The sequence below is a fragment of the Gaoshiqia sp. US2 genome (assembly GCF_059705485.1).
Genome location: NZ_AP048550.1, coordinates 5,862,609 through 5,877,833 on the forward strand (window position 1 = coordinate 5,862,609; position 15,225 = coordinate 5,877,833).

Below are 15,225 nucleotides of genomic sequence, written 5' to 3' on the forward strand. Positions count from 1 at the left end.
CTGACGTCAAGTCAAACTACTGATTTATAAGTTATCATGGGGTTTTTAGCTGAAGCGGCGTTAAACTGACCGGCCCCAACAAACCGGATGGCAGCGGCTCCCAACGGGCAGCCGTGAACAGCCCGTCTTCTCCCAGGTTTTCGCGTTTGCTGGCCGCAAAGTTGATGTTATAGAATTTCTTGTAGTTCACCCCCTTTTTATCCATATCGATGATGCGGTTGGCCATCAGGTTCGATACCTGGATTTCCAACTCGTTGGATTCCTGCAAAAGGGCTGCATCCAGGGTCAACTGATAGCTTGGTCCCACCAGCATTCCCAACTTTTCACCGTTCAGATAAACGACAGCAGCAACCTCCACCTCACCCAAATCTAACCGATAAGCCGGGGCCTGCACTTCGGGCTTCTTAAATGTCGTTTTGTAAGCTGCTGTTCCCGAGAATCTGGCCAATTCATCCGACACTTCGGGCCACGATTTCAGTTCGCTTGTCTGAAAAGCTTCGGGCAAAGTTGGCCCGCCTTTCAAAAACGACACGGTCCAGTTACCCGCCAGAGGTATTTTTGTTTCGGATAAACTCCAAACCGGGTATTCGTCTCCTTTAATTTCATACGGATACCATTGAAGGATCAGCGTTTCTCCCGGAGCCAGTTGCACATACACTTTCGACTGGTTTGTACCGTTTTTTTGCGAGCGGGCCTTTCCCATGGTTCGGTTCATCGGGTTGAACCAGGCAGCTTGTTTTCCACTTGATTGAACCGTGACCCATTGATCAACCTGTTGATCACTCCAATTAGTCAAAAAATAACAGGTACCTTCGTTACGCTTCACCCGGTTAAACCATAAGCCAAGCTGAGCGGCTTCTTCGGGAAACACATTAACCTGGGTTAACAGCGCATCCACATCATTGCTCATCAGTAATCGTCCGTTTTTAGTTTCACAGGCAAGCAGTTGCCCTTTGGATTCGAAGGCAAACGATTGTTTCAGATCGTCAAATGCCTGCTGGCGGGTTTCCAGCTCAGCCAGGCCAGGCACATCCACTGGAAGTTTTTCGTGGAAAATGACCGTTGCTCCCGCTTTGGCCAGGTCCGCCAGTTTTTGGAGCGTCTCAAGCGGCATGTATTCGCAGCGAGGCACCAGGATGGTTTTGTAGGTAGCGCCAGGCGCTTTCACCCGGTTATTTTCCACCGTCAGTTTTTGGATCTGTTTGTCCGAGATATAATCGAATGAATATCCTTTTGCGAGCAACTCGTGGCTGATCTTTTCGGTGACGGGCTCGTGCGGACCGCCAAAATGTTTCAGCATGCTGCGTCCTTTCTCCGACCAGCTGTCGTAAATGGGGAAATACAGCAACAGGTCGTTGTCTGGAATCGATTTTTGCATAAACGACTGGCAGTTGGCCACATAGTCGTTCAGCGCTTTCAGGTCGTCCCACCACGAGTTGGTTGCCCCAAAATGCACCGAGGCATAAAACAACCAGCCGGGCCAGGCTTCGTCCTGCGGCGAATACGGTGTGCCGTGATACACAATATGGTTTACCCCGTGAGCCAGGTAGCGGTCGAAATTTTGTTTGGCATCTCCCAAATCCGACAAGAAATGCTCGTTGAGCCAGGTAGCGGCCTCGCAGGCAATGAGCGGTTTGCCTGAGACATGGCCTGCCGAAGTTGCCATTTTAATACGCATAGGTTGTGTACCTTCGGTTTCGGGAATGTCGCTGGCCTCGTACAAATCGAGAATATTGGCCGGCGAACCGTGAGCCTGGTTGCGGATCGTTGCTCCGTGGGTTTTGGCCCAGTCGGCCCAAACCACCGTGAACCGGTCGAGCAGCAGATCGGAGATGGTTTCACGGAAATCGCACAGTACCCGGCTGTTCAATTCTTCGGAACCATTACCGATCAGTGAAGATAAGTGATGTTTCAGATTGTACCCGCGGCGGGCCTCAAACTCTTCGAAAAACAACGGCGTCCAGTTCGATTCTCCCTGGGCATCGTCCACTTCGTACGAGTCGTTAAAAAAGGCACGCAGCCCGGTGAGGTCAATTTGGATTGCTTTGTCGTCAAAATCTTTCAGAAACCTGCGGGCAGCTGTTTCCGAAAAATGGTCGATCACGTTTCCTTCGCCACCCGTACCGGCACGTTCCACCATCTTGCCGTGCCAGCCCTGGAACACCGCGTATAGTTTCCAGTTACCGGCAGGCGCGGTCCAATCCAGTGTTCCCTCGGCGGCAACCCGGTCGGTCAGCTCCAGAATTTCTCCGGCATCGCTGTAGGCCATCAGGGTTTGCAAGGGAAGCGGCTTTTCAAAACGTACCTGGTCGAGAGCCAGTTCCTGCAAATCAGGATTACTGCTGACCGGGAATTTCACTTCCGAAATATCCACCTGTTTTCCGACAGCACGGACCAGGGGTTGCTGGATAAATTCCACCTTTTCTGTCAGCCGTTCCCCTTCTTTCAGGCTGAATTGTTTGAATTGCACATTTTTACAAGCGTCTTCGGCCTGTATCCACGGCCCGCCAAAAGGCCAGCCGGAAGCATTGGCCAGATCAATGCCCAAATCCAAGCGTTGTCCTTCCTTCAGGGTATGTTCAAAAACCTTCATCCACTCGTCAGACTGAAAACTGATGGACAAATCTTCAGAGCCTTTTACATCATAAATGGGAGTGATCTCTACACCTCCAAAACCAGCTTTTTGCAACTCTTCCATGTTCGTGGTCAGGCCGGCGGGGCTCACAGCGCTGCCGTGCCACCACCAACGCGTCCAGGGTTTGGTTTCATGGGTGATTTCGGGCCAGGCAACCGTTTGTGGTTTTTGGCAGGCATATAATCCGGCCAAAAGCATGACCGACAGGATGAAGTGACTGAGTTTCAAAGTTTGATTATACCTCATTTGTTTCAGGTTTTTTGCCGCTATGACGTGACAAGCAGCATCTGGTTTGTATATTCAGGATTTTGATGAGTAAAACTAATTCATTTTATTTCAGGCGGGCTTTCATTTGAGCAGCTTTATCTTCTTTAAACTGCTTTTTATAGATGAGATAAAGAAAGTTGATTACCTGTTTGTCATCGGGAAAATCGACCAGTGATTCTTCCAGAATCAAACGGGCCTTTTCATATCCTGCATTGATACGCTCAAGTCTTTTCTTTGTTGTAAGATAATCCTCCAGCCGGGCATCCTTCATCTCCCCGTATCGCTTTACCTCTTTTTCATTCATCTCATCGGTTTGTTCAAAACAAGTAATACCCAGCATTTTTTTCGATTGGTTATCATCGGGAAAAAGCTGCTGCATTTGCTCAAACCGGGCAATGGCTTCGTCGTATTTTTTGATTCGTTCCAAAGAAAAGCCTTGAAGGTACAAGTAGTTTTTATTTCCGGGAAAGGCTGAATTCAATGTTTCGAAGGCATTGGCTGCCTTTTCGTATTGCCCGGTATTGAAATACAGGTAAGCCAGTTTTTTATCAAACTCAATCTCTTCGTCCGGGTATTTTTCTTTGCCTTCGAGCAACACCGATTCGCTTTTGGCAGCATCGGACATCCCTTCCCAGGCATCGGACAGCAGACGCAGGCTACGGCCCGCATTATAATTCAGTTCGGCGCATTCCTGTAAAAAGGGAATGGCCTTTTCGTATTGTTTGATGCGCACATAATTGGCCCCGGCCCGGTAGATGCTGATTGTATCGATTACTTGCTGTTCCCTGAAAGCTTTGGCTGCAGCCTCAAAAGCTTTGGCTGCAGCTTCGTATTGCTCCTGGGTTTCGGCGCTGATTCCGTCACTCTTAAAAACTTCGGCGGTTTGTGCAGAAGCAACGGTCATAAAACTTAGCAAAATCGCCAATGGACTGAAAAACTTCTTCATTCTCCTCATTACAATCTGGTTTAAAAAAACAGCTTTACAAATTTCGGCAGAAAGGCGCTTATACAGCAGTAATTTTGTACGGATTTCCACGATAAACTGTTTTTCTTTCCAAATATTTAGTTATTAAGAAGTGTTTTACTCTACCAGTCCGTTCAGGTAAACTTCCAGGTTGGTGTAAGCTTTGCCGAGGGTGTATTGGCCAGCATCGGCCGGGTTTGCGGGATTAAGTCCCATGCGCCGTTCCCATTTGTCGGGCATACCGTCTCGATCGGCATCCAACGCCGGGCTACGTGTCCATTGTTTGGTAGTAATACCCACCGGTAATTCTTTTTCGTCGGGAATAATCTTCCCTTTTTTACCGAAGGAGGCCAGCTCTTTCATCAGAAAACGGTCAACCGCATCGCGTTTGGGAAAACTGGCGCCGGCGTTCCGCAAAACCTGGGTTAAGGCAGGACCGGCCGACACAGCCGTCAGCTCGGGAAAGTTACTCACAGGCGTTTCCAGCCAGCTAACCACCCCGTATGCCTCGCGTTTCAGTACCTGTCCATCGGCTTTACCGTTAAGGTTATCGTCAAATAAGTTATTTGCCGCGTAAATCGAAAAATTCTCATTCCCTCGGGTAAAGGGCTTCCCTTTGGTGTCGGGCCCGGCAATAAAGTAATTATCAGTGACTACGGCATTTGATTTATACTGTGACTCGCCTCCCAGGATGTAGCCGTCACCGCCCCAGTTATACACCACATTGTTTACAAACTGGTTGCGCCCCTTCGTTTTGACGTTGCGGGTATAATTATCGATGTACAGGTTACGGAACATCGTGGTGCCGCCTTCGGTTTGTACCAGTCCGCCGCAGGAATGAGGTTGCAGGCCCTGCGCAATGATGGAATTTTGCACGGTCACATTCACCGGGCCGTCTACCACTTTCATGGAGCTGATGGAAAAATTTTCGTCGGTGCCCCACGACACCGACAGGTGGTCGAAAATCATGTTGTGCCCCTGATAAATGGTAATGGCGTCGATGCCCTTGCCGGCAGCTTTGCCGGTACGCACGCGGATGTAGCGGCAAATGAGGTTATTGGCGTTGGTAAACGACAGGCCGTTACCGCACAGGGTAATCCCCTCGCCCGGTGCTGTTTGTCCGGCAATGGTCAGGTTCTCGGAGAAAATCAAGCGATCTTTCAGATGTATAACCCCGCCCACCTCAAAAACCACCATCCGGTTGGGTTGGCTGACCGCGTCACGCAACGAACCCGGACCGGAATCGTTCAGGTTGGTCACGATATGTACTTCACCGCCGCGGCCGCCACGGGCATATTTTCCGAAACCTTCAGCGCCGGGGAAAGCAGGAGTCTGAGCGGAAACAGAAACACTTGTCAGTAAAAACAAAATCACAAATTTGAATGAAGTCATGTTTAATCAGATTAACTAAAATGAATTTGACGAGGCTGTATCAAAAGTCTTTAATAGAGTCATCCTGTCCGGCAGTTGCCGGATTAGGATCTCAACCTGTTGAATGACAGGCCCCGAAATAAATTCGGGGTGACCAGATTCCCAAAGATTAAAGACTTTTGATACAGCCTCGTCAAATCAGCTTAATCCTGAAGAGAAGATGATCTATTTCTCCAGGTCGTAGTTCACAAAATATTCTCCTGCCATAATTTTGGCGCGGATGGATTCCTGTATCGACTCGGGGTATTTCGGTACCACGCGGTCGGCCACAATCGACCAGTCGTTGTAACGGTTGGCCATCCGGATCATCATTCCGTAGGCGCGTCCTTCTGCTGCATATTCAATGATCATTTCATCGAGCAAAGCCAAATCATACAACTTGATACGTTCTTCTTCGGTCAACTCATAACCGTCGTTGGTGGGTTTGGGCAAGACGGTTTGCGTGGCCCGCACAGAGCCCTGTATGCCAATATTCGGATACGAAGCATTGTCGATCCAATGCTGGTAACGTGAGTCCCAGCCTGGCAGCGAGGTATCTACCCTCAGCGTAGTGAAACGCCCGGCAATACCGCCCGTGAGAATGGCGCCTGCAGGGTCCCAGTTGCCCAGGTGGTTTTCGGCCTCAGCCAGCATAAAATGGAGGTCGTGTGCGCGGAAAAGCGGGATACTGGCATCGCTCTGGTAAGGTTGTCTCCAACGAAAATTACTGTGATATTTGGTCATAACCGTATCGGCCCCGTCCTGAACGGTAAAATACGTGCCATAACCACGCGTATCGTTGCTGTTGTATTTGCTCATGGCATGCGTAGTCGGTTTCAACAGGAACTCTGCCGGATAACGACGGGCAAAATAGGTAATCAACCGGTTGGTTTGGTTGTTTGAATGGTCATAAATGATCGACGTAATCGCCTCGCGGCTATAGGCGCTCCCCTCTGCAAAAACACGGTAATAGTTTGAAGTAAAACCTGCATTCAACCGGAATTTATACCCGTCGGAAAGGAAAACCTCACTGAGCAGCGAAAGAATTTGCTCGCGAACCCATTCGTATTCAACGCCTTTGATCAAACACAATTCGGCACGCATACTCAAATAGTCGGGAGTAATGTAGTTCCACACGTTATAGGCCCCGTCAGTCGGGTTTTCCGGATCGAGCCAAAGGCCCCAGTTCATCACTTTTTTACCGTCAATCCCGTTAATCCCGTTATCAATCAGATCAAAACACTTGTCCACCACGGCATTTAGTGAGTTTAAACCGGTGAAGATACTCCCGTCGTTCAGGTCTTTCATTTCGGTCAGCGGATCGTCAAAATAAACCGCTTCGCCGTAAATTTTACCCAGCGTCAGGTAGGCCCAGGCTTTAATCCGCAGCGCACTGCTGATCATGGCCTCGAAATTGGTCTCGGTACTGGCATCCATAGCATCACCCACTCGTTCCTTGTATTCAAACATCTTGTGAAAATAGTCGTTGCAAGCGATAATCACTGCATAATAACCTCTTGGATCGGCAAAAGAGTTGTTACTGATATCATTGTAAAAATAGATGTCCCACAACTCCTGCGGAGCATTGCTTGTCGGTTCCAGGAAATTGGCACGGGTATCAGTCAGGAAGATGGCCTGGTCGCCCACTTCCTGCATCTTGGTAATGATTCCCAAAAAGCCCGTGTACATTTCGCTTTGGGTGCTGATGTAGTCGCCTGAATTAATGATATCGTCCGGGTTGGTATCGAAATAATCGTCACACCCGGCCACCATGAATAGGACAGCCAGTGAAAATACTGTTTTCAACAGGAATTTCATCCGGAAAATTATAGTTAAACGTATTTGTCTCATAAGAATTAGAATTTCAGGTTAAAGCCAAATTTTACCGTACGCGGGAGAACCACTTTTCCGTAATCGACACCTTGGATAGCATCGTGGTATGAATACGAGAACTCGGGGTCGAGGCCCAGGTAATCGGTCCAGGTGAACAGGTTTTCGGCCGTTGCATAAATCGTTCCTGAGCGGAAGAAGCCGAGCAGGGTTTTGTCGAAGCGGTAATCCAGGGTGATATTTTTCAGCTTCAGGTACGAGGCATCTTCGATCCAACGCGAAGAGAAAGCGTTGTTTTCCATCGGGTCGCCATAGAAAGCGCGAGGCACATCAGTTACCTGTCCGTCAAACTGCCAGCGATTTATCGCTGCACGCGACTGGTTGTTGAAACTGTCCATGCTTTCAATTGAACGGCGTACACCGTTATAGGCATCGTTACCCACCGAGTAAATGAATTCGGCCGAAAGGGTGAAGTTGCGAAAACGCACCGAAGTGAATAAGCCACCAAATAAATCGGGGGTAGCCGAACCAATCAGTTGCTTGTCTTTGTTATCGATAACATGGTCGCCATTTACATCTTCATAACGCACATCGCCGGCAGCAAAGGCATCGCCGCGCCAGTTCGACAAACCTGCGGTGCTGGCCTCGGCCTGAGTAGAAAACACTCCTTCTGCCACAAAACCATAAAAATTGTACGGATTTTCTCCCACGCGGGTAATTACCTGGGCGCCGTCGCTCAGGGTGATGACACTTTCGTTCAGATCGCCCAGCGAAGCAACTTTGGTTTTAGCCGAGGCCACATTACCTCCCACTACCCACTCAAAATCCTTACTTTGGAGCAGCGAGGCGCGCAGCGAAAACTCAATGCCCTCATTGTCGATGCCGGCCGAGTTATCGTAGTACCCTTCTGATCCGAAAACCGAGGAGATCGGTTGCAGGAAGAGCACATCGGTTGATCTGGCAGAATAGTAGTCAACCGACACATCAAAACGGTGGCGCAGCACAGTCAGGTCGATGCCCGCATTAAACTGTTTGGTGCGTTCCCAGCCCAAACCTGTGTTTGGGATGTTTGAGCGAACGATACCCGACAATGACAGGAATGGGGCACTGTGGTAATAGTTTTTCGCGTAGTTGGCCGAGAACCGGCTGTTGCCGGTGAGGCCATATTCGGCACGTAAATCCAAACGGTTCAGGAACGAAGAGTTCATCAAACCTTTCAGGTTTTTCGACATGAAAGTGACTCCGGCCGAAGGGAAAATACCAAAACGGTCAGTATCCAGACCTGAAGACGAAGAACCGTCAACGGCCACATTTGCCGAAGCCTGAATCAAGCTGTTCCAGGTATAATCTCCGTGAGCGTAAAAGTTCATCCAGTTCCACTCGTTGATGTAACCATAAAAGGTGGCGCTGCCGCTTTCCACGTAGTCCAGTGTCCGGTAAAAGTCACTGGCCGTATTGTAACCCGATCCGGCATCATATTCGCGGTTGGTGGTCAGCAATTGCACCCCTGCCGATAAGTTTAGCGCATGCACCTCGCTGAACACTTTTTGATAGTAGGCATTCAGGTTGAAGAACATATTCCTGGTTTCGCCAACACCGGTGCGTACCGAGTTTTCAGCCAGGTTGTAATTCATCGGCACAATGGTCTGAGTTGTACGGCCCGGGATAAACACGTTTTCCTGAATGTAATTGTAATACGTACCAATCACACCCGTCATTTTCAGGTTTTCATTCCAGGTATAGGTCAATCCCAAACGCAGGTTTACATCGTATTGCTTGTTGGTAGCATCCATCGTATTGACAATGGCTACCGGGTTACTTACACCAAAACGAAAGGTATCGTATTCGTCCAGGATATTTCCGTCTGCGTCTTTTTTGTACGGACTCAGCAAAGGAGACTTGTTATAAGCAATCAGTACCGGATTGGTAATAGGTAGCAAGCCTTGTTCCTGGAACTTGCCCTGCATGTACGCCAGCCCAACGGTAGTGAGCAGCTCCAATTTCCGGTTGATCATGATGTTGGTATTGATCTGCGTGTGGTAACGATCTTGCTTGGTATTGTCAACCACCCCTCCGTTGCGCATGTATCCCAGGGCGATATCGTATTTGGCTACCGCGTCACCTCCTTCCACCCGAAGGACATTATCGCTAACCACCGAGGGAGCATATACTTCTTTCTGCCAGTTGGTGTTATTGTTGTACAGATAATTGTAGTAATAATTCGGATCGTCCCTCAGAAAAGGGAAACGGCCGAATAATTCCTGCATATCATCATAATAGGTCATGCCCACGTCCGAAAGGTATGCTTTATAGTCGGCGACTCCCATTAACGGCAAGGTTTTGTTGTTCCAGTTCAGTCCGTACTGGCCCGAAAAGGAGATCCGGGTATCCAGGTTATCCGACGCAGTCCCGTCAGTTTCGATCAGGATCACACCATTGGCGCCCATGGAGCCGTAAATAGATGCATCGGCGCCTTTCAGCACCGTGATGTTCTGAATGTCATTGATATCGAACGAGCTGAGGATGCCCCTGGAATAACCACCAATGACCGGCGAATCTTCGGTATCCGTCAGGTAGGGTACACCGTTGACCACAATCAGCGGCGTATTGTTGCTTACCAACGATTTGATCCCGCGCAGATTCAGGTAGGCGCCTTCACCGGGCATTCCCCCCTTGTTCACCACACGCAGTCCGGCCAGTTCTCCCTGCATGGCGCTTTCCAGAGAAATCCCTTCACCCAGGTCTTTTTTGGAAATATTGTCGGAAGCTGCAAACTTTATTCGTTCATTTCCCTGGCGGAAGGGTAAAACTATTTCCTCGTTGTATTTTGATTTCTGACCGGAAACCAGCACCATTTCAACGGTGGTACGGTTCTGAAGGGGTTGCGACATTTCGTAGTATCCCTCGGCCAGTATCGTGATGATTCCTTCCGGGTTGGTCGTTTCAATTTCAAATTCCCCGGATTCGTTTGTTTGCACCGCACGCTCGGCGCCCGTTACCGAAACCACGGCATTCTGCACGGGAAGTTTATCGGGGCCGGTAATCCGCCCTTTCACGATAACTTTTTGCGCCGACAGCCCACAGGCAATGATGACAAGCAAAACTGTCAGTATTGATTTTATATTTCTCATATTCGACTATCCTTAATCCATTAATAATTATTGGTGGTGGGCCGCAAGGTCCAGCAATAGGTGATCAACCGGTTTCGGGACCCGGTTCCCTGGGTCATGTCGTTACTCACCATTTTGATTTTGATTGGCTGCGGCTCTGTACCGGTAACGGTTACAATGGCAATTTCCCCTCCATCGCAATCGTAATAATTTGCCCGATTCGAGGTAGCATACCAATCCCTCCACACATAGCCTTCCGGGTAACCTATCGCAGTACGGTCGTAGTGGATGTTTGGATTAAGGGTTTGTTTCACCAGTTCATCATTGAAATAGATATCCAAGCGGAATGGATACTTGTCTGAGCGGAATCCCATGCGCAGGTAATACTCACCCGGGGGTACCATAGCCACCGATACGGTACCGTCTTCGTTCAGGCTAATACCCGTAACCTCAAGCGCTACGGGCAATTTATTAGCCTCGGCCTCAGGCGTTGGGTATGCACGCAAGACTTTGTAAGAGACAAAAGGCCAGGGCCCTAACGGACCAAAACCACCGTTGTCCCAGATATCCGGAGTTTGCAGGTTGGTCCATTTGAAGTACAGCTCTTTCTCTTCGGCAGCACAGTTTTCCCAATAATAAAAGCGATTTTTAATCCTCCAGATCACCACGTTGTTGGGAATTTTAAGTTTGGTAACGTAATAAGCTACACCATTACTCAACTGAACCGAGTTTGCCGTATTCACTTTCTGCACAGTCGGTTTCCACTGTGTTCCCGAAGTAGATGCAGAAGCTCCCTCCTGATAACCCGAGACAGAATAAATATCCGTTTCACCGTCCAGCTCTTCCGGAGTCAGCGCCCGGCTATAGAAAACCGATTTCACGATCCACTCCCGGAATTTGATGGTATCGGCGCTATTTGGTTTCCGACCCAGCGCTTGCTGAACATCGTTGTAAGCATTGTCCAGCGCTTGGGTGATCAGTTCATTGGATGGAATTAACATAGTGGACGAAAAATATTCCGAACGCATATTCCAGGTAAGCGTACCCCCTGAGTCGTAGCGGTCCATCAACAGATTTTTGGTGACAAATACCGAGTCGTACACCGTGTTACCGGTAAGGTCAACTCCAACCGGAATACTGTTCTCCCGGTCGAATACCCGTTCTTCAAAACTAAATACCAGTTCTTTGAATATTGAATAGTCGTCGCCCAAATCCTGCAACACTTCGTAAAGGGATTTTAGCGCGAAAATGGGATCTTCCATGACATAGATGTAGCCGTTTTTTGCCTGCACTACACTTTTCAGCCTCGATCCGGCAATATACACTTCACTGCCAAGTACACCGGTCAGCACAGTCACATCCAGGTATTTTCCGTTCCACATCTGGATCGAATAACCGTTGGTAAGTTTCGATGGGGTCATACCCAGATCGCAAACGCTGGTAAGGGCAAAAAATTCGGGGTCTTCAATAGTCACTCCGCTCAGGCTCCCGTTTGGATATACCAGCACGGTAAAGAACTGGTTTTTAGCGTCCATACGATTATAAACGCCCTGTTCTGCAAATAAGCCGGAGATGGTGCTGAGGTCGCTGTTGGATTTTATGTAATCCTGCACACTGGTGCCAACTACTTCAACAACTTCGCTGTTTACCACGACATCTTGTCGGGAGTAATGATCGTTCCACTTATCGCTGCACGACACAGCCAGAAAAAACGCCAGGACTGCCATTATGAATAAATATCTTTTTTTCATCTTTCTCTGTATTATTCAAAAATCGGAATGAATTTCACGTAGTCAAGCTGAAGCCTGTACACATTGTTGGTTGTAGCCCTGGGATCCAGAAGTACAATCTTGAAGTCATGAGATGAAGTGGTGTCGAATCCAATTTCACTGAACATCGTCAGGTTATAGATGCCCACCGTAGCTTTGGCGCCATCATACACGTACACTTCCTTACTTTGATTGTCGAGGCTAAACTGACATTTGGAACCGCCGTTGATGAATTCTGAGAGCGATCCGGCACAGGCATAATACAATTCCACCTTGTATTTTCCTTTCAGCAGCACAGGGGTTTGCATCTTCATATGTCCCATATAGCCCAGGTTAACAACCAACATATCGTTCAGGTAAGCGCCATAGGTGTTCACGGTAGCGCCACTGTTAGCCTTGGTAAGCAAGTAGCCTATACGTCGCCAGGAACCTGTACTTGCCGACGAGTAAGCTTTCCATTCGAAGCTGGTTATTGCGTCGCCGGTCAGATCAATCTGGTGTTCGGCACTTTGATATTGCTGATAGCAGTCCCCCAGGTTATTGGCAGCACCGTATGCATTCACCACCGACTCAATATCGGGGAAGGTGCATAAGTCCCAAATTACAGTCATCGGATCGGGCGAAATAACCGGCATCAGGTTGTTTACTTCGTGAATAATCCCGTTTTTGGCCAGAATATCCGTTTTTCCGTCCACCAGGGAAGTTCCTGTGTCCGAGTTCCGGGTGTAGTTGAGATAGAAATTACCGTCAACACTATTGGTCGACAATACCTCGTTTATAGCCTGAGTACTCCAGATGATGGTAGAGTCGGCCGTTCCAAACGGGAACAGGTCTTCGACATATTGGGTTTGGCTGAGGAGGTGATAACCAATATATTTTCGCAAAGCATTATCGTCGCTGGTATAGTCGGAACCGGCTCCAAGCGTGCTAACCAGGTCATTCACGTTATTTACTCCCAACTGGGCAAAGACCTCGTTGCTAACGGCAAACAGGGTAAAATTACGTTTAATGGCAGTAGCCCGGCCAAAATCAGAATAAATAGTATCGTAGGGTGTATCGAGACGGTTTTTCCAGCCCGACAGTTCAACCGCATCTTTAAATATTGAATAGCGATTGTTTTCTTCCAGCCGGTCATACAAGGTTTCCACCAAGGGAGTGAGTACGCTGTTGAGAACATAAACCAGACCGTTTGTGGTTGGGTTGGCCAACTCGGTTACCCGGGCTTCCTGATTTATAAAAACCGAATTCAAGCCTCCACCTCCATCATCTTCGAAGGAAACAGACAAGTAATCCCCCGAAACGGTTGGCTTGGTTAATTTTCCACCAATCAGGAACTCTTTCTGGGCAATTTCGCCATTGATCATATGGTACTGTACCAGGTTGCGGGCATATTCCTTACCCATATCTTCGATGGATGAAATGCCCAATCTGGTATAAAACGCCTGTACGCCCTGATTGTCGGGAACAAACGAGGTATAAGTCTGACTTGCCTGGTTAACGGCATTGTACAAATCGGCATAGTGCAGAATCTCCACCCACTTCGAAAAATCCTCCGGGCGTGTATCCAGGTATGCGGATGTCGGAAAAACATCGTAGGCCTGGAAGGTATTATCCTTGTACGGGTCTTCGCAAGAGAACAGGAAGAACAAAGCCATACAGATGGTCAAATATCTATTCATGTGTTTCATCTTTTTCATTTTACAATGTCGTAATACGGATTCTGCTGTAACAGTCTGTTGTTCAATAGTTCGTCAGTCCAGACGGGCAAATAAAGAGCGTTATCGTTATTCAATACCGAGCGGACCCAGGAATCGTTCGCGGTATTATTATATTCAACCACCATATTCAAAAGGAAACGTTCGCGATATTTGAAACCATTCCGTTTCCCGAAGCGCAGCAGGTCGTACCAGTGTTTTCCCTCTGCGGCCAGTTCCATGTTCCGTTCGTGCAGGATCAGCTCCAGCAAATCCCCTTCGCTCACTTCTCCCAATACAGGGTTGATCTCCGGAAGCCTGGAGCGGGTGCGGATCTGGTTGATCAGGTCAACCGCAACGGTCCAGCTTTCCTCCCGGTCGCTATTCAGCACCATGGCTTCGGCTTTCATCAGCATGATATCGGCCACACGGTAAACAATGAGGTTCGGATCCTGTTCGTCAGTCGTATTCCTGACCTGGTCCTGTACACCAATACCCGAATATTTCCACACATACCCATAACCGGCGCTCTGGTAATTGGCTGCCGAGGTGCTGGGAACAAAGCCTCCGTACAGAGTTCTCACAGCCTGGTTGACTCCGGTAAGAACGGTTTCTTCAATAAAGTCCTGCAGCATCCGTTCTGTATAAAGGTAGGTTGGCGTACTGTTTCCGAACAAAGTGGCCAGGTTGTTCGACTGGCTATAGGTTCTTTGATTCCATTGTATTTCAAAAATCGACTCGTTACTGTTGCCCGGGTAGTACATTTCGTACCATTTGGTCGGATCGCTTACAAAAACAGGACGGAACGATGAAGTAGCCGTCAGTATTTCGTTGCAGTGCAAAATGGCGCCTCCGTAATCTTCCGACCACAGGCAAACATCGGCCATCAAGGCGTGGAGCGCCCACTTGGTAGCCCTTCCTTTGGTTTTCCAATCTTCATCAAAAGTGGTTTTGGCGGCGCCGGTACCCAAAGCGGCATTTACGTCAGCTTTAATCTGTACTATAAGTTCAGCCTCTGAAGATTTTTCCTTTTCGTAGCTGATCTTGTCTGTTTCGTAGGGATCGAGAATCAGCGGAGCATCGCGCCAGTTGCGGACAATGTAGAAGTAGCTGAGCGCCCGAAGGAAATAAGCTTCGGTCATCAGCGAGTTCATCACCGACAGATCAAAGGTTTCGTCACGCTGCTGCACGGCTTCGGCATTGGCCAGCACCGAGTTGGCCATCCCAATGACCTTATAAAGCGGAGCCCAGCTGCATAAGTTCTCCTGATCGGGGTTAACCTGAAAAGTTTGCAGGTTACTGCCGTATTGGTTATAAACGCTTCCGCCGCGCAGTTCACCCCAGTCAATCAGGCGGGGAGCTGCATCGCGCAAATAGACATAACCGGAAGCCAGTACCGCTTCCACTTCCTCTTTCGAAGTCCAGTATTCATCACTCACTTGTTCATTTTCCGGGAGCACCGTGAGCCATTCATTACATGAGCTCAACAAAAAGATCCAAGCTAACAATAAGGCTGATATGGATGTATTTCGTTTCATAATTATTC

8 protein-coding genes are annotated in these 15,225 nt (G+C 48.6%); all 8 read right to left on the reverse strand.

What is annotated here, in order from left to right; genetic code table 11:
* Positions 1 to 34 precede the first annotated feature (34 nt).
* On the reverse strand, positions 35 to 2,881 hold the full coding sequence (locus AC6H3C_RS23535; RefSeq protein ID WP_497518090.1) for a glycosyl hydrolase: 2,847 nt from the start codon (positions 2,879 to 2,881) through the stop codon (positions 35 to 37).
* 85 nt (positions 2,882 to 2,966) lie between these two features.
* Positions 2,967 to 3,857: a tetratricopeptide repeat protein gene (locus tag AC6H3C_RS23540; RefSeq protein WP_497518092.1), complete on the reverse strand. Its 891-nt coding sequence runs from the start codon at positions 3,855 to 3,857 to the stop codon at positions 2,967 to 2,969.
* Between the two features lie 126 nt (positions 3,858 to 3,983).
* Entirely contained in the window at positions 3,984 to 5,258 is a 1,275-nt protein-coding gene (locus AC6H3C_RS23545; RefSeq protein WP_497518093.1) for a pectate lyase family protein, read from the reverse strand.
* A 204-nt stretch (positions 5,259 to 5,462) separates the two neighbouring features.
* Positions 5,463 to 7,127, reverse strand: a complete 1,665-nt coding sequence (locus AC6H3C_RS23550; RefSeq protein WP_497518094.1) for a hypothetical protein — start codon at positions 7,125 to 7,127, stop codon at positions 5,463 to 5,465.
* 5 nt (positions 7,128 to 7,132) lie between these two features.
* Positions 7,133 to 10,237, reverse strand: a complete 3,105-nt coding sequence (locus tag AC6H3C_RS23555) for a SusC/RagA family TonB-linked outer membrane protein (protein ID WP_497518096.1) — start codon at positions 10,235 to 10,237, stop codon at positions 7,133 to 7,135.
* Between the two features lie 20 nt (positions 10,238 to 10,257).
* Positions 10,258 to 11,967, reverse strand: coding sequence for a hypothetical protein (locus tag AC6H3C_RS23560; RefSeq protein WP_497518097.1), 1,710 nt, complete (start codon positions 11,965 to 11,967; stop codon positions 10,258 to 10,260).
* An 11-nt stretch (positions 11,968 to 11,978) separates the two neighbouring features.
* Positions 11,979 to 13,664: a fasciclin domain-containing protein gene (locus tag AC6H3C_RS23565; protein WP_497518098.1), complete on the reverse strand. Its 1,686-nt coding sequence runs from the start codon at positions 13,662 to 13,664 to the stop codon at positions 11,979 to 11,981.
* Positions 13,665 to 13,678: 14 nt separating this feature from the next.
* Complete coding sequence (locus AC6H3C_RS23570; RefSeq protein WP_497518099.1) at positions 13,679 to 15,217, reverse strand: RagB/SusD family nutrient uptake outer membrane protein; 1,539 nt, start codon at positions 15,215 to 15,217, stop codon at positions 13,679 to 13,681.
* Positions 15,218 to 15,225: the final 8 nt, after the last annotated feature.